Origin of the sequence: Enterobacter sp. SECR19-1250 (assembly GCF_013391025.1) — a bacterium.
GTDB lineage: Bacteria > Pseudomonadota > Gammaproteobacteria > Enterobacterales > Enterobacteriaceae > Enterobacter > Enterobacter cloacae.
In genome coordinates, this window is sequence record NZ_JACASJ010000003.1 from 88,112 (window position 1) to 107,434 (window position 19,323).

A 19,323-nucleotide genomic window follows, 5' to 3' on the forward strand; every position below is an offset into this window, starting at 1 on the left:
CGTTTAAGCTCCTGTTGATTCAGCCCGCGTGCGGAACTGATTGAGCAGCGCGAAAATGCGCAACTGGTTCATGAGAGTTCCCGGCCACAGCACATCGACGCGGTTCGGATTTTTGGCGTTCTGCTCGACGATGATGTTTTTTGCGAATGCCTCCGCATCCTGTGCATAACCGTTCCATACCAGAGTCTGGTACTCGGCAATCTGATCGGCCTTGATGATGTTTGGCGTGACGATCGCCGCGCCAGGTGCAAATCGGGTCCCGTCCGCAGCAAGCTTCATGCGGCCAAACTTGCTGGTCACCGCTGTTCGCAGGTAGCGGGTCACAAACATCAGGCTGAACAGCGTCTCCACTTCCAGATAACTATCATCTGCATCGCCGTAGCTGTTTTTCTGGTAGGTGGTGATCAGGTTTTCAATGCGCACCGTGCCATCATCGTCGACCGTAAATGTCGAAATGCCGCTGTACAGCAGATTGTTACGCTCGGTCAACTCAAAGCGATCCTGCAGTTCTGGCGCAAGTATCCCCTGAACAGCGAGCGACTGTAGCGGGCGGCCCGGGTCATTACGCAGACTCACCGCCGCTGCACCGGTGTAAGCTGCAGACCATGCCCAGGAAGGGGACGGCGATTTATTTACGCCCAGCAGGGTCTCATGCTGGTTATTGCGCAGCTCACCTTTGGTACCGAGCTGGGCGTAAGTCCCGGTGGTGGTACCAAAGGAATGACCATAAAGCTGCTTGTCCCATGCCCAGCGACCGCCAGTGTCTGACAGGAACTCCTTCATCACATTCAACGAGGTTGTATCGTCGTAAGGGTTGATGATGAAATCGAATGTCCGATCCTGCAGGTTAGCCAGCGCGCCGGTAATATCCGGAGCCCCGGCTCCGTTAGACATAGCAGTAATCGTCAGTTCCAGGCCTGCAGGTGTCGACTCGCCTCCCGGTAAGCCGAGGAAGTTCAGGCGAATGTCGATCCCGTTACCCGTAGCACCAAGGTTCTTCGCGGTCAGGGTTACGGTATCCGTAGCCGCGCTGGCGGTTACAGGTAGCGTGGTTTTTGCGTTAATCGCCGCGGCCAGAGAGGTGGCGATCGCTGTCACCGTATCTGTTGCTACAACGGTCAACTGAATGCGCTCACCAGCAATATAAAGGGAGATCACTCCGGTTGCCGTCGGTGCGCTGCTCACTTTAATGGTGCCGGTTGCAGCCACCATGGAATCGGAGTCTTCCTCCAGCGGCAGGATCCAGACTTCGGCTGCGGTATCATTTTTCTGATACGCCGCCATCATGGCCTGCAGAATTCCCCCTTTTCCGGTCAGCTCACCGACGGTATCCGAAGAGGAAACTCGCTGCGGAATACCTGGGGGGGTTGAGCCGGTACTGAGCATCCCACCGATAAGCAGAGTGCGCTGCGTGGCAGTGGCGTTATTCGCCATTGAGTTATCAAACTCAACGAAGAAAAGCCCTACCCGCAGGTTATCGGGAACACGAGCGAAAGGTACGGTCATTCATTTTCTCCCGCTTTTTTAGGTAAGGATTGTTTCTCTGGCGCGCCCTCATCCTTTTTAGAGAGGATCACGTCCCCATCGCTCAGACGGCGACGCCAGAAAATATTGTCAGGTACTTCAGCACCCTCTTTAGGCAATGGGGTGCCCTTGACGGGGCAGCGAACGCTGAGCCCGTTGTTCGGCTTTACAAACATGGATTACTCCTGAAGATTGAGGCTGATACCCGGTTTAACTGTGCCGTCTGGCATGTCGACCGCAATATCCATGCCCTCAAGGGGAACCGACTGGACAGGATAAAAATCTTCCGGCCCCTGGTAATGCTCTATGTCGATCTCAAAAAGAAGCTGCCCCATATGGGCCTCTCCGTCTGAATCAACATTGATGGTTGAACGAACTTCCGCGTATTTCTGAATGTTCCGCGTCAGTTCGTAGCTGTTGATCACCGCGCGCTCCACCTGCTCGCGAAGGCTTTCAAGCGCCAGCTCTGCCCGCATGGCTCCATCATCCACTGTATCGCCGTCATACTCCTGAACGCGCCCAGTGATCCTGACAGTGGTGAGGGTAGTAAAAGCAGGGGTATTACGCCCCTGTGATTTTTTCTGTTCAAAAGGCGTCTGAACCAACAACACAGGATACATATCAGGTGAAGTTGACCAGTCGCGTGGTGAGAATACGCGGTCACCCGCGCTGGTTGTCCCGGTTAGTGTAGTGACAACCATTTGCCGTATCGCTGCTGCATTCATCGCGGTTTTACCACATTGAGGACAAGACGAGATCCGCCATGACTGTCGGGTTCGACGTTTGACACAACAAATAACTGATTGATGATGTGACCACCGACCGTCTTTATAAATACTCGGTCAGATACAGCAGGTTGCGATTTACCCAGCTTGCGAAATTCAGCATCGCGCACACCCAGCATCGGGCTGGAGGTGTTAATTTCTGAATCGCCATCAAGGTTTTCAGCAATCTGCGCATAACCACGGTCAAAAATCCCGTTAATTGTAAAAGGAGTACCGTTACGTGGACGGTACTCGTGCTCATCGCCAAAGACATCATGCAGCGGACTCAGAAGATGAGAATCCCAGTCCACGCCCATGTCATTACCCTGTCGTAACTGAAACTGATGGCTGAGAAGCAAGAACTCGCTTACGAAGCACATCAACATCAGCAATAACGCCGGACTGCAGAAGACGCTCAGCATCTTTGCCGGTTACAGGGATGCGCATATTTTCGCGGTACATCTCCCCATCATGACGAATGCAATTCCCTTTCAACACCACATACTCCTGCGATTCAGTGTCTTCGGATTTTTCGTCACCACCATCGTCATCAACAGACGATTCGGCATCATCTGTTTTGCTCAAAGGCTGTTTTACCTGGGTGTTATCGCCCGCATTCAGGTCGTCAACACTTAGGCCATCTTTGGCAGATCCTTCTGCATTCAGATCATCAGCCAGCCCGGTATTAGGTTGTTTTGCCATATCAGACCACCGTTGCGCAGAGGGATGCATTTACCCGGCTCGGAATAACCAGCGGGGAGGATTGCATCAGGATAAGACGCTGGGCTGGATCTTCTTTCACCCAGGATTTTGGCGCATAGGCCAGCGGACCGTAGTTGAAAGCCGGGTCCAGGATAACGCCAAAGGCGCGGGTCCCCATCAGATCGGCCCCACTCATAATGACAGCGCCATCGGGGATCATAGGCTTCTCGACGTTGTCCAGCGGGTCAATAAACCAGTCGTTATATAACCAGAGGTCAAAGTTACCCCAGCGCCCTTTATAAATTGCGCCCTTCATCGCCTGTGGGCCGGCGTTAATTTGGTTACCAAACGGGCTCAGCGCCGGGAATGTAATGGCGTTATCCTTGATGGTGGTATCCAGTCGGAATGCACGCCATGACTTATTCGTAAAGACCAGATCCGTGGCTACAGAGCCTGACTCTTTCAGGAAAGTAGTCTGCCAGATTTCAATGTCATCTGATGGCTGGGTATTGTTAGCGCCAGCTGCAACGGTCAGTGGCCATTTATCCGAGCCGCTAAGAGTGATGGTTAGATCCGAAGCACGACCGAAATCCACCACCTTAGTTTCATAGCCCTCCCCGGCGACGGTTACGGTCCCGGACACCAGCGCACTGGCCGCCATCCATTCCAGACGACGGTTGATCATGTCAATCTGGTCAGCCATTTCAAACTGAAGGTTCAGCATTTCGCGCTCGGCAGCGGTATATTCCCCGCCAATACGCTCACCAATCTGGCGACGGATAGGTTTGCGCAGGTCCGGCGCGCGCTTATCTTTGATGTATGCCGGTTTGAAGGTATTGGTCTGGTATTTACGGGATTCGACCAGCTTACCTTCCACCAGCGGGGAGACGAACGGCGCCATACGACGCAGGCCGACATCAACATCAATCGCCACTTCTTCAGTCTCGTAAGTCACGACATTCGGGAAGAAGCGATCAAGCAGCCAGTTCTGGCTGGTTTTCAGGTTAGGAACAACCTGCACCAGCACGCTGGTATCAAAAATATTTTCCATATTCAGTCTCTTGATAGTGCCAGCCGCAGCTGGCAAAAATTTTAAACGAGCCAGCCCCTGCCGATTAAAGCATTCGTCAGGAGAGCCGTGGGGGAAATCAGGAGGTGGTTACAGGTGCCTGGTCACTGTCTTTCAGGAAGATAGCCAGCGGTCGGAGCGCTTTTTTCAGGTCAGCTGTCGTCCAGGAGTTATCAAAAATAATTCGGTGCTGGTTGAATTCCCCCATCAGATACAGGCCGCCGTTCTGATCGGAAGACGATGCATCAACATCATCAACCAGAATAGCAACGGGTACCTGACTGCCATCTTCAGCCGTTTTCACACATTGCGTGTATTTCCCGCTGGCAGCCACCAGGCCCAGGACCGTACCACGCTTAAAGGCACCGCCCGTAATGATCCCGGTGTCAGTCACCAGCTGGAGCGTGCCAGCGACAAGCTGATCCGGAATAAACAGCGCGCTCTTCATGCCAGGCGCAAACGCATTCTGACCAAACTGATCCATTATTTCTCTCCTCTTGTGGAGTTGTAGAGGCCGGTCATTTTACTTACCAGCGCAGACTTTCCGGTCTCTTTCCGTCCACTATCCGGGTTAAGCCGAACCTGGTGGCTTTCCTGCATACGCTGATCGAGAGAGCGTTTGCGGGGTGGCTGCGCTGATGCTGCTGCCGGAGCCGAAGAGGCCAGGACGTTAATTGCTGCTGCAGAACTCATCCCGGTATTGAACGCCAGTGACGCGGCCAGGGAAGGATTCGCGGCTGCATGCTTACTACCGAAGATACGGGCGCAGCGCTTACGCTCTGCACTACGCGCCTGTCGGGCTGACTTACTTTCTTTTGGGTCATCACCGTCTTCATCTTCTTCTGCTTCAGGATCGTCGTCTTCTTCGGAGGCTGTCTCTTCCTCCTCTTCTTCCGCAGTTTCCTCTTCTTCCTCTTCTGCGGTCTCCTCTTCCTCTTCTTCTTCAGCACGACGGGCTTTCGCTTTTTTGGCTTTTTTATCCTCTTCTTCCTCTGAAGCGGAAGCGCCAAGACCCATAAGATGAGCAAAACTAAACGGTTTTTTCTTTGCCATTTCAGGCTCCTGTTTTTTCAAGTAAGTTTTTGAACGCAGCGTCAGGAGGACACACCTCATCAGCCAGTCCAATTTCAACGCCATCAGCAGCCATAAAACAGGCGGCCTGGGTACTTTTTATAACCTTTGCGCTAATCCCCCGGTTTCTGGCGACGGTGTTCACAAACAATTCGCCCATGGTGTTAATGTCCTGCTGAATGGCGGCCAGCGCTTCATCTGACAGCTCTCTCAGCGGCGAACCTTCAGCCTTGCGGGATCCATAGGTGATGATCGTAACTTTAAGACCGTCATCTTTAATCCGCTGCGTCCAGTCAAGGTGCATGGTAATCACACCCACAGAACCCACGCCGCCGGTGCGCGGAACAGAAATCCGGTCCGCTGCGCTGGCAATGGCATACGCAGCGGAATAGGCGCTTTCCGTCAGAATGGCATGGATAGGCTTTTTCCCCCGGGATCCGTAAATGACATCAACCAGATCGAAGCAGCCGGCGACCTCGCCGCCGGGTGAGTCGATATCCAGGCAAATGCCCGAAATGTCGGGATCTTCCATCGCAGTAAGAAAGGCCTGACGAATGCCGTCATATCCTGTCATGCCACTGTACGGACGCAGACTGCCCAGTTTTTGTACCAGCGTTCCGCATATCGGGATTACGGCGACGCCCAGCACATTGTCATAACCCGGATCACGACGGGATTCCCGCCCCTGGTTATCGTCATATCCGTACCAGTCATCCTCCATGGCAAGAGAAGATTCGATTTTACTGATACCAAATCGGTCCATTACGGATGCCATGATGACTTCGGCTTTACTCGGGTGCAGCGCCAGCGGGGTATTAAATAATCGCTGGGCCAGATGGGGTAGATTCACTTTTCCTCCGGGTCGGTAATGGTCTGGCTCGCAAACTGGTCAGCCTGTGCCCAGCTCGGAAGCGGTAATCCGCGTTTAAGACATGACTCAATTTCTCTCTGGCGCTGATCAAGCACTTCTTCCCAGTCTTCACCGACGTTTTCACCCACCTCAATCTCGAGGGTGGAAAGTCCGGCATCCAGACCAAGAATGGCGCCTTTTTTCTCTGCAACCGGATCCACCCAGCCGCGCCCAGGCCCCATCCAGCGCGCACGGGAATACGCGGCTCTGGCGTCAACAAAATCAGGTGCGCCTGCGGGCAGGGGTAAATCCTCATTGTCGTGAACTTCTTCAACAAAGGCGGTGAGAATGGGCTGAGCGAAGCCGGTAGAAAAATCGTCCCGGCGGCGAGTCAGTGTTTTCCATGCCTCCAGCAACGAGGAGCGTGCAGAACTGTAGTTAACGTCAGACCAGTCCTGGGTGACCTGCTGTGGGGACAACCCTGTTCCTGAAGAAAAATTACGGAGAACAGCAGATTCGAAGACTTCAAAATTGCTGTAGGGCCGCGCCGCGTTAACCGTCGTGATTTTCTCACCAGGATAAAGAATGGGCATTCGGGCACCATTCTGAAGTGTCAGACGCCGATCGTTATGGAACTCAACACGCCCGTCCTGATAAGTGCCTAACTCTGATTCGTCATAGGTCTCACCCAGGGCAGACTGAACCATCGCAGGGTCATAGGGTGACTCAATGTATGCGGCGAATATGGCATTAAGAATTGCTGCCTCAAGCTCGCTCTGGTCATACTTCACCAGCATTTTCAGACGCTGAATAACCGGAGTCAGGATGCCGTTACCGCGGTGCTGCGCGCCACGCTCATGATCAAAATCGTGAACCACATGCGGGCGGCCCCAGTCAGTTTCACGCGGGATGCGCTGCCACGTCATGGTTTTAGCCCCGCTCCACCAGTCACCGATATGGGCCTCCCTGATGTGGTAAGCAACCGGCGCACCGTCCGCATCAATTTCAACGCCACCACGGACATTTGGCATATCGAAATTCTGCTGAGGGTTACTGAGGCGGTCAGGATCGACAATCTGTACCGTGGTGGCGTAACGGCCTCTTCCGGGACCAAGCCTGTCAGTTCTGTACTGGAGAATGGCCAGAGCATCCCCGTCAATAAGCTTGTGACGAAATCCCAGGCGTAACATCTGCGACACGGTGAGTTTTCGTTCAACATCACAATACCGGCCAGGATCGTTACTCCAGGTCCGCCAGTGCCCGTCCAGCGCTTTTCCGTACTCTTCCGCCCAGGACGCATCAAACGCTTTGTTTCCGGTGATCATTCTGAGAACACGGTAATCGGGTTTCATTATGGGCCGGAAGTTGGCACCAACCGCATTATCCAGCAGACGCGTTACCGCACCGTTTGCCCAGCCGTCATTACGGACCAGATCGCGTGCGCGGGACACGATGCGATCCCGGTAGATATTAATTTCATTGTCCGGCGACCACAGCGCGGGTTGCCAGTTAGCCAGTTGATCGCTGAAAGAGTCAGCCGCGTCATAAGGTACGCGGCTCCCCCCCACCAGCATAGAGGGACGCTGCTGTCGCAACGGCTGCCCATCAGAGCCCAGTATCTGTACTTTATTCATCAGAATCTAAACCTCGCTGGTTTCCGGGGACGAGAGATAATCCCCAGTTGCGCCTGCAGAAGTTGAATCAGGGCCAGCAGATCAGCCAGGGTGCTTTGCTGATAGGACACTGATCGTGTCCCGTCTCCCTGCGTATAGGAAAACGAAACACCGTGGCTCCCGGTTGCTAAATCAATGTACGCCTGCTGAGCTTTCGCAAGTGCATCTCTGAGCTGATCGTCAGTCATTGCGCCAGCAAGCAGGCTGGTGTTCCGGTTGAACATGATTTTCCTTATTTCGGCAGGAGTTGCGATATTCGCTTACGTTTGACCGGCGTTGGTTCTTCAATAACCGCACCCGGCAGCTCGTAATTGATTTTTTCTTCCTGTCCAACTGGCGCTGGCAGGAACTTATCCGGATCGGCTTCGAGGTTGGCGGCCCGGACGTTGAGTTTTAACCCCATATGTTTGAGACCGCACAGCGCGGCATAGCTGTAAACGAGGCAGTCAAGCGCCTCGTTAGCACGTCCTGGTATTGCTTCCCAGATACTGTACCTCTGCCCGGAAATGACTTTGTAAACCAGTCGCTCCGCCAGCAGCTGATTGAAGTACCCGAGATCGCGATCATCAGGGAAATGCATATAACCCGCAGCGGCGGCACCAGGTTTGGGTGGCTCAAGATGCAGGCGACCGCGTATCACGTCTTTTGCTGAGTTAACACCCAGAATGACAGGGCGGAAACTGGCTTTGCTTTTCGATGATGGTCGTTTGGTCGGCCAGACAGGATTGCGTTTGCCCCCCTGCGCAGACTCCCCCTTAATTGCCCAGACACGACGGCCAAGGCGCTCTTTGGCGAATTCGTATACCTTCTGCGTATGGTGGCCGCCGGAGTCCATGCACGTTGCCATGATATTCAGGCCGCGCCCGTCACCACGTCGCCAGATCTGTTTCAGGTATGCATCCAGTCGCTTCCAGGGTTCTTCCGTCTCAAGGTCACCATAAATAACGTCATGCGCGACCGACCACGATTCTTCATCTCTCCCCCAGCCGGTGATCGTAATTTCGAAGCGATCGTCCTGGGTATCAACTCCAGCCGTTAACAATGCCACTCCGTCCGGAACGACGGCCGGAAATATTTCCCGGCGCGCCAGCAGAACATCAACAGGGAGCTGTTTCCCATGGTTAGGCCGGTGCGGAAGCCCCATCTGGGTATTCCACCACGCCTGTTCCTTATCCGGATCGCCCTTCGCATCGATATATTTTTTCGCAATATCCGACGGCTTATCTTTTTGCCAGGGGCTGAAAAGCTTGGATGCCTGGTACCCCGCGTGGTGGTTATCGACTGCCTCCTTTCCACAGGAGGGGCAGATTGCCCGATAGACCGCATGCCGCTCCGACTCTGACCATTGCCAGACCTTTTCAACGCTGCCCTCGTCTGCCGCCCGCCAGGCAAGGTCATAATCCATCAGCGGTGAATGCCGCTCCCCGCAGCACTCAAATGGGCGCGTCTGATGCCATCGGATAGTGTGCAGAGCTCTGAGGCGCTGTCCTTCGGACCAGCCACTACCACAGCATTCGCAATAGAGCATCGCCGATTTAGTCAGGTGTTTATCCCCCTCTTTCGGCCACTGAACGTGTTTGAAAAAGTCGGGGAACTGGCGGTGGCCACAGTGCGGGCAAACTACAGATGCCCGGCGCTGATCGGAGTCGGCGTAGCTGTCAGCAATGCGGCTCTCATCCTCCACCGTCGGCGAACAGGCGCGCACAGACAGCCAGGTCAGGCCAAATGTCGCTGTACGCTCTTCGGCCAGCGCAATAGGATCGCCTTCGCGGGTTATCGGGTACTTGTCCACTTCATCCGCCAGCAGGACACGAATCGGACGACGCGCAAGGTTATCAGGGCTACCAGCACCCGCCAGCGCCAGAAATCCGCCAGTGAATGCCTTGTAAAGAATGGTTTCTTTCGAGCTTTTCTGTTTCGAATCACCGATGATTTTACGCAGTACCGGCGTCACCCTTACCAGCGGGCTAATACGCTCTTTCGAAAACTGTTCAGCGGCTTCTTCTTTCGGCTGCAGCAGCAGTATCGGACAAGGATCGAGGTGGGCAAAATAGCCAAAAAGGTTTTCCAGCAGTGCTGTCTTCATCAACTGGGTGCAGCACATTACAGTGATGATATGAACCCCGGACTCCGTCGCGGCAAGCATCGGTCCGCGGGCAATTTCTACCGTCGATGTTTCCCAGTTTCCCGAAGTGCTCCCAGCCTCTTTTGCCAGCTTACGATAGTCATCTGCCCACTGCGGCACACTGATACGCGGCGGGGGTGTCCAGCCTTTGCGGACGCTTAATTCAAGACGCTCAATCTTCTGCCGGGTTAAACTCTGGCTCTCCGAGGACTGAGATGTGTTTGTGGACATGTTCAATCAGCACCTCTGTCATCCTGTCCGCCGGTACATCCAGATCAGCAGCCATTAGCGGCGCCACCCTGGACGGCCAGTTAAGCCAGGCATCACGCTGTTGGCGAAAGGCGTTGAATAAAACCTCCTCGGCTGCTGTCAGCTCAATAAGCTGGCCGCTGTCTTTTTCATACTGCAGCTTTGCCTGCAGGGCCATGTAATTCTCGCGGATACGTCCCGCTTCCTCTCTCGAAAGATCTGCCCCTTCAGTGAGCATTATCTGGCGGACAGTTTTATTGATTTCATCACCGTCATCATCGTTATCGCTGACGACGGGAGTTTTCTTTTTCTTCGCGTTCGAGGCGCGCGGGTCTTTGCCATCGCGGTTTTTCTTCAATGCCGCATCGCTGGCCTCTACGTCAATCAGGTCTCCGTCCATCACAATGAAGCGCCCAGCTTTAATCCACCGGCCAATTGTTTTGCGATCCACACCTGAATGTTGTGCGTACTGACTCTGGTTCATCGTTGTCATGGGACATCACCTGGGACATTTTCTGGGGTGGGACATTCGCCTGGGACATTTTTGCCATGTCCCACCAGAATGTCCCACTGGAATAAACTGGAATAGCCAGAGCTGGCGAGGTGTCCGTAATGATCGCCAGAGGTGGGACATGGGACACAAATCTGAAAGTTGTAGCTAGGAAAACACCGCGGCGCGCAATGCCCGTGCCTTACAAAAGGCTCAGGAAGGACCCAAAACCCCTGGGGGGCTATCTGGCCGAGCTAATCGCCTCAGCAATCGCCTGGTGCAGCGCTGAGGGTAATAATGCGTTGGCCATGGTGTTTGCTCTGTCCATATAGCCGAGCGTTGGTTTAACCGGAAGAGCGTCACCAAACCGAATGAGCAATTTTGGTGCAGGTTGCTTAATCTTATCCCTGCGCGTGCCGTTCGGAGAACGCTTTGCCCGCTTCTTCGCTTTTTTGGTTTTGGGCTTTTTTCGCTGCCACACGGCATTCACGCCGCCAACGTCACCAATAAATACGTTTGGCTTTGCTTTAAGCTGAGAGAGCTTATTACGCGGTAGATTGCCGTATTTATTGAGCTTTATGTCTTTCGGGTTAAGCAAAGCACTACCATTAAGCTTGTGCTCTCCGCCGAACTCGAAGGGTTCAAGGTAACCAGCAGCAGTATCACGAACAAACACCTTTGCACGAAGGTTGTTTTTTCTGGCACCAACCGACCCTACCGATTTAACTGTAAAAGGTGTTGGATTATCCAGATGCCGCTCAAATGCTGTTCTTTGGGCTGACTCAATCTGGCGAACAACTTTAGTCATCGCCTGGGCAGTCGCAAACGGTATCTGCTTCTGCAACTGCCTTAACTGACTGGAAAGGTCTTTAAGCGTCGCCATAACAGTCTCCCTAACTAATGCCACTACGATGGTCTGCCCATGGTAATGACAATAAATATGGTGATTTTCATTGATTATCGAGAAAAAAACCCAATATCTTTTCTTCGATTCAGCCCTTAAAAGGAAACTAATATGAGCTACTCACAAGCAGAAAAGTTACAAATCCTTATGATGTGCGATATTTATGAAAAGTTAGGTATTGAGAACAGCTATAACCCTGAAATAATTCGAACAGCAATCGATACTGGAAACTACTGGGCCATCGAGTGGGCTTATCAAGATTTGTCAACGGGTGCACCAACCCCACCTGAAGTTACTTTCGTATGTGATGTCCTAGATATGTTCGGCTTATTACAATATACATACGAAAATTTGACTGACATTCAAAAAGAAAAATTACTAAAAGATGTTAGCAATTTCAATTACAAGCACGATGTGATTTTCAGTGGATTCGACTGGAACAATGAAAGTGAGTACGCAAGTATTACAAGAATGTTCGAATTACTTGACCGTTTTAGTACTCAAAACATTGTAAAAAACTCTCATTCCCCACGCATAGCAATTTATCAGCGTATGCTTAATGAGTTCTTACCAATCAGAAAAGATTTTATTCATGACGTAGGAATCCCATATGATGGCTTTTGCGCAATTCTAAACGCTCGAGTTCATCCTTCCAATCGCTGATTTGGTTGCACTGCGATCAACCTTAGTCATCGCAGTGCATACTTATCATTTATGCTGATAACTTCTTTTCCGCTCTACTTCGCAGTTCATGCTATTCACATATAAATTTATTCCGTGATTTATCTGCAAATAGAGTTACGATTCATTTTCTATCCTGCTCGATTTGACGTATACCCGCGAAATTATTATTGCCCTTCTCAATCACTCCCAGCAGCGGCTTAATCCACAAAACAGCTTGGCAATACGTCATTGGGCTGGCGGCAGCGGCACGATCATCGGCTGAGTCAGGTCTGTTGGTATCGGTGTGCATGGCGCTGGTACGTAAACGGTGCGCGTATTCGAGCAACCCGCCAGCGATATCAGCAGGAACAGGCAGATCACAAGTTTTTTCACGGCGGAGTATCTCCCGGTATTCGGTTACAGTTTCTTCAGTGCTGATGTCGATCAGGGAGTTAAGCCTGTTGGCATGTTCTGCAACCTGATTAAATCGATTGAAGTTGAAAGCCTGAGTAGCGATCACCTGCCCCTGCAAGGCATTGTCATTTCGAAGAACGTCGTTATCGCTCTGTAGGCTACTGGCGTTTGAGCAACTTTTGACGAGGGCGACTGACAGACCTGCAATGACTACAACCAGGACCGCGAAGAGATTAAATTTCACTGTTCTATCCCCCAGCACACCAGCGCGCTTTCCTGGTCCCGTCGCTCGACCTGACCATAGCAGCCGTTCTTCTGGCCTTTGGTTAATCGACAATCACGGCCACCATCTTTGATCCACCAGCGGATTGCTTCACACGCCCCTTTACGATCACCGGCGTTGATGCGTTTATAAAAGGTCGAAGGAAAGCATTTACCAGGACCAATGTTGTACGGGCAGAATGAGGCAATCCCCGCTTTCTGAGGTTCGGTCAGTGGTACCTGGATATTGCGGTCGACCCAAGCCAGCGCCTTGTTCAGCTCGCTGGCGTTCACCTGATTACATTTCTCTGGCGATAGCCTCATACCTGGGGTAACAGGCTTGCCGTCAACCGTGGTAGCTCCCCGGCAAATCGTCCAGATGCCGCTGCCATCTTTGTACGCTGTAAGGCTGTTTCCCTCTTTCTCATTCAGAAACTGATCGAGAATGACGGATGCTGGCGCACCAGCAAGTACCAGCCCCAGAACAGCAGCGCTTAATTTTGCTCTGGATCCCATCACTCACCTTCCTTTTGTAATGCCTCAACGACCACGCTTGCAGCCGCAGGACGTTCGTGAAGGGGTTTATCACCAACGCCTTTCAGGAAGTCATTAACCATTTTTGTTCGCTTTTCGTCCTCTCTACGCCTGCGGTGGGCATCCACGCGACCATTGACATAGGAGGCAAACGAGATAAGCAGACCAGCGGCGCCAAAGAACATGAACACCATATCCTGAGTGGTAAAACCAATGGCTGACGCCAGAGCTGCTACCCACGCGAAGAACTGCGTGAAAATGTTCCCTGAATCATTCATTTTCATGGTCTCTCACCTCGCTGTGTGCGGGTGTTATTGAGGTAATAAAAAAGGCCGCTTGAGCGACCTCACGTTTACTCCCCTGTTAACGCCCTTATTTCCTCCACCGTCTGGCTAAACCTGTCTTCCTCGAGTTCAACGCCGATAGCCTGGCGGCCAAGTTCCAGCGCGATTTTCACGGTCGAACCGGACCCCATAAAGAAATCAGCCACCACATCACCAGGCTTACTGCTGGCGTTGATGATCTGCCGCAACATGTCAGCGGGTTTTTCGCATGGGTGTTTACCTGGGTAAAACTGAACGGGTTTATGTGTCCAGACGTCGGTATAAGGAACGGATACGGAAACAGAGAAATGCCGCCGAAGCGATTTGTACTCTTCGAGCAGCTCTGAATACTTGCGATTTAACGAATGCCACAGGGCCACCAGCTGGTGGTGTGGTGTTGCCAGTTCGCCGTTCTGGTGCTTTTCGATGGCTACCTGCGTGAAAAGGGATTGAAGTTTCCGGTAGTCGGATTCATTCGGTAATTGCCACTGGCTACCGCTGAACCAGTGAGACACCATGTTCTTCTTTCCAGTCGCATCGGCTATTTGTTTTGAGGATATGCCAAGCGCTTCACGTGCATCCCGGAAATAAGAAATTAGGGGAGTCATTACATGCTGCTTCAGCTCGCTTCCCTTCTCAGCGTACCCGTCGCTCTTTGGTTTATACGGCCCCTGGTAATGCTCAGCGAACAGGATGCGCTCTGTTGCAGGGAAGTAAGAGCGAAGGCTCTCTTTATTACAGCCATTCCAGCGGCCAGACGGTTTAGCCCAGATGATGTGGTTCAGGACGTTGAACCGCTCACGCATCATGATCTCAATGTCTGCCGACAGGCGGTGACCGGAGAAAAGATAAAGACTGCCGGCAGGTTTAAGCACTCGCCAGAATTGTGCGAGGTACATATCAAGCCATCGAAGATAATCATCATCCCCTTTCCATTGGTTGTCCCAGCCGTTTGGTTTCACTTTGAAGTACGGCGGATCCGTGACTATCAGGTCAATGGAGTTATCAGGGAGAGTGGCGATGTATTGCAGGCTATCAGCGTTGACTAACTCAACACTGTTTATAATTACAGTATTTTTCATAGATCAGTAAGCGTAACTCTGATAGGCTCACTATGCTTTTGCGCTAAAGCAGTGGGCCTTGGTTAGCTTGTGACCTGAAAGCATGAGCTGATGGCTGGTGGGTGCTCCAACATCCACCAGCCGCCCATTTTCACAGCAGAAAGCCTCCGGATCTGGAGGCGCTCAATTATCCGAATGGAAAATCCGACATCCCGAGAAGACCGGGAAAAAAGCCATAAAAAAACCCGCTCACTGGCGGGTTTATATACTTTTGGCAACATATCAAATTAGCTTCAAATATCGCTTATTTTGTTGCATTTTGCAAGCCTGATTGAAGACGTTAGTGAAATTTACTTCACATTTCTACCACTTTAACTTCCTCATACTCTTCGTACCGCGCCAGGCTTTCACATAACGCCAGGCTGTCCATTTCCACGAAAGCTGCTTTAAATGCTGCCCAGTGAGCAGCGTATACCCTAAGCCAGGTTGAACGCTCCACGCTCACCATGCGGGCCAGTGCCGCCCCCGCATACTCCTGGTACGTATCGTTATTGCGTGATGCAGCAACTTCCTGGGCCGCGAGCCAAACCAGCCCCACTAATTTTTTTGTGACTCTGTCCTGGAGCTTCTTACTCCCCTGCTGATGCTGAAACTGTGCCCAAACGTACTGGCACATTAAGGTCTGGTACCGGAAAGACAGATCATATCCATAGCAATACCGAACCCACGCCTGCAGATGCTCTCCAAGTCCATTCACCGAGCGGCGCCACGCAGAACTCGCAAACTCGGCATCCTTCATAGGGGGTAATGGGCGTCTACGGCTTCTTGTCTCCAGAACATAAAGCGGAGTGGCCAGCGTTTTTACAACCTTCGCTCCACAACATTCCCCACCCTCCATGACTATTTCTGGATGGTGCCGGGGATACTTATTTTTATCTGCTGGTGGATGCTCACTGAACGCCTGCAGCTGTCCCTTCGTCGATCCTGAGAAATCGGCCAGCGCGCGGCGCAATTCAATACGGGTATATTCGAGTTCTTGTAAATTCATAATGCTCAGCGCTCCATACAATTACGCTTTTGTTATTACGCCGATCGCCAACGCTCGATTCATAAACCGGAACAGCAGCTCCAGCTGAGTACCGTGTTTTTTCTCAAACGCTGCTAAATCGGCATGTAGTTTGTCGTGACACTCTCTGCACAGAGGGAACACGAACAAATCATGTGCTTTTGTGGCGGTACCGCCCATACCGTGACCAATGACATGGTGTGGATCATCCGCTGGCCGCCGGCAACCTTCACACGGCTGGGTTTTAACCCACCGGGTATAATCCTCATTCACCCACCGACGATGTTTCGGACGTAACATGAATGATTCAGGAGATTCTGGATCCGCATGCAGAGCCAGAATCTTTGGCTGGTCGTAGACCACTTCCTGATTTGCTCCATGCTTTAATTTCGCAGCCGTGGCCGCAGGGGTGACCTTCTTCTGCAAAATGCTTTTTGCCGGGGGCATCGGCACAATGTCACTTTCACGATAAACGGATAAAAAAGGCTCATCCGGCATGCGGAGTGCGCGTTGTGCCATCCTTTCTGTGATTGCATCAGCAATGCCCGAGTAAACGGCCCACCAGCACAATTCGCCGAGGGATAGTTCGCGCTCGGTGTTGTAGCCAAGCGCAGACAGGATCGAATTGATCAGCCAGTTGATGAGATTTCGCCGGGCCAGTTCTGCCAGCGCCGCGGTGGTCTGCTCGCGCAGCTGGTTATCGCAATGCCAGCAGAGCAGCATTGACCCTGGAGGGTGGCGCATTGTTACCAGCTCGCGGTGGTGATAGTCAGCGTGCGGGTACTGGCATTCCTTAACGTTGCGCTCTAACCATGAGTCCAACGCGGATAAACCGCCTGCGGCGCGGATAACCCTCTCGTCGGAGAAGAATTCCTCGAGGGACTTATCTTCTGCCAGCGGCTGCCTCGCATCAGGGACGAGCCCCGACGGAAGCCCAGCCATACTTTTTGGCTGAGGCTCCACCAGCACACGCCCCTGCTGGAACAGTGACATCAGATCGCTACCTGGCTTTAACAACACAAGCCCCAGGCGCGGAACAGTCTCGGCTGTAAACAGTCCTCTCACGCGGCATGCCCCTTAGCGATGTGTGCCGTCCACAGGCCGCCGATCCACTCGATGCCTTTAGGTGTAAAACGCGCCTGGCTGAATGCGTAGTTTGTTTCACTCGTAGTGCCGGTTTTCACTTCAAACCGCCCGGCAGCAATATGCTGGTGCCGCGGTGTCAGTACTCCACCGAGACGGTACAAAATGTCGCTCTCAATGAGGAACAAGCGGAAATCTGTTTCTTTGGCCTGCAATAGCTTTGCCACCTGGCGGAATGACATTGAGCCTTTGGCAGTACAGTACCGATCGACAAACTCAACTTTCGGCGCGGCAGCGGCTAACTGCTGGCTGAGTTGTTCTTTCTGCTCGGCCAGATCCGCGGCGAGACGTAATGCCTCCGGCAATGTTTGCGGGACACTTACGGCCTGGCTGTTCTCCAGCTCTTGCCAGCGATCGACAACAGCGGCGGTAAATTCTGGCGACAGCCTAGCGACGATCACCAGAGAATCACGTTTGTTGAACCAATACTCCTCGTAGGTTTGCCCGTTTTGCGGGTGTGTGTAGGGGGTGTGCGCCAACGGCGCGGTTAAAATACCAGCAGATGCAAGGCGCTCAGCTGAGCGCTTCACATCACCATGTTTGCTCTGTACCAGCCTGGCAATTTCACGGCTGGACATTGTCACAACACCCTTTGCGGTTAACTGATTCATGCTATTTCTCCATATCAGGCGGCTGCACCCGCCTTTTGATTTGCACATAATTCAGGAAGATTTGCTTCTACCAGCGCACGAGCGAACGGCGGCGGTACTGCGTTACCACAGCGCGCTACCTGCTTGTCTTTGGCGTAACGATTGCCGCGATAGTCCTGATCGATAACGTAGCCGTCAGGGAAGCCCTGCGCCTTATAAAGCTCATGCGGTTGCAGCATGCGCATTCCGATATCGACGATCTGGTACTTAACCCCCTCGATCGTCACCAGCCATTCATCCTCGCTATCACCGCAGTAGGTTTCGAGGAATGTCCGGACCTCGCCAACGTGCTGGCCACCAGCGGTAATAGTCGGCATAGGTGTATCCATGGTCTGACCGTCGCGGCAGGTTCCGCGTAGCTTCACCAGGTGCGACGCAACTACCGCGTGGTGATCAACAGTAGTGACTGAGTGGGCAGGCTCATCCATACCAACACCCGGCCCCGTGTAATTCCCACCATAGTGCTTCGCCAGGAACGCGCTCACCGTTGCAAACTTATTACCACCAGCAGTGACCGTGCCGAGCGGGTTATTCAGTTGAATAACACGCGGTTCTTGCCCTGGGCGTTCGCCGTACCCCATCTGGATCAGTGTTGGAGTTACCAGCTGCGACTTACCGCCACCACCAGCAGTAATCGTCGCGCTCGGTTCGTCAGCCCTGTGCCCAACACTGGCGCCAAACTGGCGGGCGATGACCGGAGCAACAACGCACGCGCGGGACTGCTTGAGGATTGTATGAGCGGGTTTATCCAGCGGGCGCGGCTTTGCCTGGTACTCACTGCCGCCATTGCCAGCCAGGAACGGTGTCAGGGCGGCCTCAACTACGCCAAGCGCATGCCCATTCCCGCCTGGGCGCGCCGACGTACCAGCGGTGACAGTTGGAACCGGCTCGGTCACTGGCTGCCCGGTGGCCCCGGTGCGGAATTTAGTAAGATGCGGTACCGCCAGCGCGTAGCCATGCTTTTTAGTGATGGTCTGCAATGGCTCTAACAACGATTGCCCGCGGAAACAGTCATAACCTCCTTTCGTCGTGGTGTGGTTACACTTCACGATAAAAGGTGATGCACTTTCGATAACAAAGCGCTGGATGCCGCGCGCGATACGTTTGAGCGTATTTTCCGCCAGCGGCTTTTTGCGGTCGAAGATGGAACGGGCCGGGATGTTCCAGTCAATGCACTCCGCCGCGGTACGCCATGGCGCCAGCTTGCCGCTTTGTACTTCCAGTGATTTTGGATCCCCATGAGTCGCTTCAGGCCAATGAATCTTGCGGCCGTCACAACGCATGACCATGAAGAAACGCTTTCTGATCGTCGGCGCGCCGTAGTCACAAGCGCGCAGCTCACGATAATCGACCTCATAGCCAAGCCCGGCGATCAGCTGTTGCGCCTGCTGGCCGTGCGGCTCAATGGCAAGAAATTCACAAACCTCAGCCAGTGCTGGGTGATTCGCCGCGATACCAGTCGACAGCATGCCGACAAATGCCTCAAATGTTTCACCAGCACGCTCAGGATCCGGGCGTAATTCTTCATCCAGCAGCGGGCCCCATGTCTTAAATTCTTCGACGTTCTCCAGCATCATGACGCGGGGACGTACTGACAGCGCCCAGCGCAGGACAATCCACGCCAGCCCGCGAATCTCTTTCTTAACCGGCTTAGCGCCCTTCGCTTTGGAAAAGTGGCGGCAGTCAGGGCTAAACCAGGCCAGACCAACAGGTTTACCGCTGGTGGCTGCACTTGGGTCAACGTCAAACACCGACTCGCAATAATGCAGCGTGTCCGGGTGATTCGT

At 53.0% G+C, this 19,323-nt stretch carries 23 protein-coding genes; 1 reads left to right on the forward strand and 22 read right to left on the reverse strand.

The annotated features are described in order from the left end of the window. Positions 1–3: 3 nt before the first annotated feature. The 14 genes from HX884_RS01635 to HX884_RS01700 form a co-directional block, all read right to left on the reverse strand. On the reverse strand, positions 4–1,506 hold the full coding sequence (locus tag HX884_RS01635; protein WP_063929857.1) for a phage tail sheath subtilisin-like domain-containing protein: 1,503 nt from the start codon (positions 1,504–1,506) through the stop codon (positions 4–6). Next, positions 1,503–1,700, reverse strand: coding sequence for a DUF2635 domain-containing protein (locus HX884_RS01640; RefSeq protein WP_049015412.1), 198 nt, complete (start codon positions 1,698–1,700; stop codon positions 1,503–1,505). Before HX884_RS01640 ends, HX884_RS01635 begins: the two co-directional genes overlap by 4 nt. A 3-nt stretch (positions 1,701–1,703) precedes the next feature. Next, positions 1,704–2,249: a hypothetical protein gene (locus tag HX884_RS01645; protein ID WP_063929858.1), complete on the reverse strand. Its 546-nt coding sequence runs from the start codon at positions 2,247–2,249 to the stop codon at positions 1,704–1,706. After that, entirely contained in the window at positions 2,246–2,605 is a 360-nt protein-coding gene (locus HX884_RS01650) for a hypothetical protein (protein WP_063417625.1), read from the reverse strand. The genes HX884_RS01645 and HX884_RS01650 overlap by 4 nt, the downstream gene beginning before the upstream one ends. Before the next feature lie 4 nt (positions 2,606–2,609). Further along, positions 2,610–2,990 (reverse strand): hypothetical protein, encoded by a 381-nt coding sequence (locus tag HX884_RS01655; RefSeq protein WP_223825720.1) that lies wholly within the window; start codon positions 2,988–2,990, stop codon positions 2,610–2,612. A 1-nt stretch (position 2,991) separates the two neighbouring features. Beyond that, complete coding sequence (locus HX884_RS01660) at positions 2,992–4,041, reverse strand: major capsid protein (RefSeq protein ID WP_063929859.1); 1,050 nt, start codon at positions 4,039–4,041, stop codon at positions 2,992–2,994. Between the two features lie 97 nt (positions 4,042–4,138). Beyond that, positions 4,139–4,543 (reverse strand): head decoration protein, encoded by a 405-nt coding sequence (locus HX884_RS01665; RefSeq protein ID WP_023294067.1) that lies wholly within the window; start codon positions 4,541–4,543, stop codon positions 4,139–4,141. Next, entirely contained in the window at positions 4,543–5,112 is a 570-nt protein-coding gene (locus HX884_RS01670) for a hypothetical protein (RefSeq protein WP_063927633.1), read from the reverse strand. Before HX884_RS01670 ends, HX884_RS01665 begins: the two co-directional genes overlap by 1 nt. A gap of 1 nt (position 5,113) precedes the next feature. Beyond that, the gene (locus HX884_RS01675; RefSeq protein WP_049015398.1) at positions 5,114–5,980 is read right to left on the reverse strand and encodes a S49 family peptidase; all 867 of its coding nucleotides are present in this window, start codon (positions 5,978–5,980) and stop codon (positions 5,114–5,116) included. Then, a complete protein-coding gene (locus HX884_RS01680) occupies positions 5,977–7,614 on the reverse strand; it encodes a phage portal protein (protein ID WP_001045359.1) in 1,638 nt (545 codons plus the stop codon). Before HX884_RS01680 ends, HX884_RS01675 begins: the two co-directional genes overlap by 4 nt. Next, positions 7,614–7,877 carry a gpW family head-tail joining protein gene (gpW, locus tag HX884_RS01685; protein ID WP_000483309.1) on the reverse strand — a complete coding sequence of 88 codons (264 nt, stop codon included), beginning with the start codon at positions 7,875–7,877 and terminating at the stop codon, positions 7,614–7,616. Before gpW ends, HX884_RS01680 begins: the two co-directional genes overlap by 1 nt. An 8-nt stretch (positions 7,878–7,885) precedes the next feature. Beyond that, positions 7,886–10,009: a phage terminase large subunit family protein gene (locus tag HX884_RS01690; protein ID WP_059360704.1), complete on the reverse strand. Its 2,124-nt coding sequence runs from the start codon at positions 10,007–10,009 to the stop codon at positions 7,886–7,888. Beyond that, positions 9,951–10,520, reverse strand: coding sequence for a hypothetical protein (locus HX884_RS01695; RefSeq protein ID WP_000210383.1), 570 nt, complete (start codon positions 10,518–10,520; stop codon positions 9,951–9,953). Before HX884_RS01695 ends, HX884_RS01690 begins: the two co-directional genes overlap by 59 nt. Before the next feature lie 238 nt (positions 10,521–10,758). Beyond that, positions 10,759–11,400 (reverse strand): hypothetical protein, encoded by a 642-nt coding sequence (locus HX884_RS01700; RefSeq protein WP_059686807.1) that lies wholly within the window; start codon positions 11,398–11,400, stop codon positions 10,759–10,761. A 132-nt stretch (positions 11,401–11,532) separates the two neighbouring features. Between HX884_RS01700 and HX884_RS01705 the strand changes: the two genes are divergently transcribed. Next, the gene (locus HX884_RS01705) at positions 11,533–12,084 is read left to right on the forward strand and encodes a YfbU family protein (RefSeq protein WP_178327546.1); all 552 of its coding nucleotides are present in this window, start codon (positions 11,533–11,535) and stop codon (positions 12,082–12,084) included. A 142-nt stretch (positions 12,085–12,226) separates the two neighbouring features. Here the strand turns inward: HX884_RS01705 and HX884_RS01710 are convergent, their stop codons facing one another. The 8 genes from HX884_RS01710 to HX884_RS01745 all read right to left on the reverse strand — a co-directional run. Continuing rightward, positions 12,227–12,742: a hypothetical protein gene (locus tag HX884_RS01710; protein ID WP_059686803.1), complete on the reverse strand. Its 516-nt coding sequence runs from the start codon at positions 12,740–12,742 to the stop codon at positions 12,227–12,229. Then, positions 12,739–13,275: a lysozyme gene (locus HX884_RS01715; protein WP_059686801.1), complete on the reverse strand. Its 537-nt coding sequence runs from the start codon at positions 13,273–13,275 to the stop codon at positions 12,739–12,741. Before HX884_RS01715 ends, HX884_RS01710 begins: the two co-directional genes overlap by 4 nt. Next, positions 13,275–13,577 (reverse strand): hypothetical protein, encoded by a 303-nt coding sequence (locus tag HX884_RS01720; protein WP_178327547.1) that lies wholly within the window; start codon positions 13,575–13,577, stop codon positions 13,275–13,277. Before HX884_RS01720 ends, HX884_RS01715 begins: the two co-directional genes overlap by 1 nt. 68 nt (positions 13,578–13,645) lie before the next feature. Then, positions 13,646–14,698 (reverse strand): DNA methyltransferase, encoded by a 1,053-nt coding sequence (locus HX884_RS01725; RefSeq protein WP_063929860.1) that lies wholly within the window; start codon positions 14,696–14,698, stop codon positions 13,646–13,648. Between the two features lie 334 nt (positions 14,699–15,032). Further along, positions 15,033–15,725 carry a bacteriophage antitermination protein Q gene (locus HX884_RS01730; RefSeq protein ID WP_061091830.1) on the reverse strand — a complete coding sequence of 231 codons (693 nt, stop codon included), beginning with the start codon at positions 15,723–15,725 and terminating at the stop codon, positions 15,033–15,035. Between the two features lie 21 nt (positions 15,726–15,746). Further along, positions 15,747–16,808 (reverse strand): DUF968 domain-containing protein, encoded by a 1,062-nt coding sequence (locus HX884_RS01735; protein ID WP_061091831.1) that lies wholly within the window; start codon positions 16,806–16,808, stop codon positions 15,747–15,749. Continuing rightward, positions 16,805–17,497: a phage antirepressor KilAC domain-containing protein gene (locus HX884_RS01740; protein WP_061091832.1), complete on the reverse strand. Its 693-nt coding sequence runs from the start codon at positions 17,495–17,497 to the stop codon at positions 16,805–16,807. The genes HX884_RS01735 and HX884_RS01740 overlap by 4 nt, the downstream gene beginning before the upstream one ends. 14 nt (positions 17,498–17,511) lie before the next feature. Continuing rightward, on the reverse strand, positions 17,512–19,323 hold a 1,812-nt coding region (locus tag HX884_RS01745), incomplete at its 5' end, for a DNA cytosine methyltransferase (RefSeq protein ID WP_178327548.1).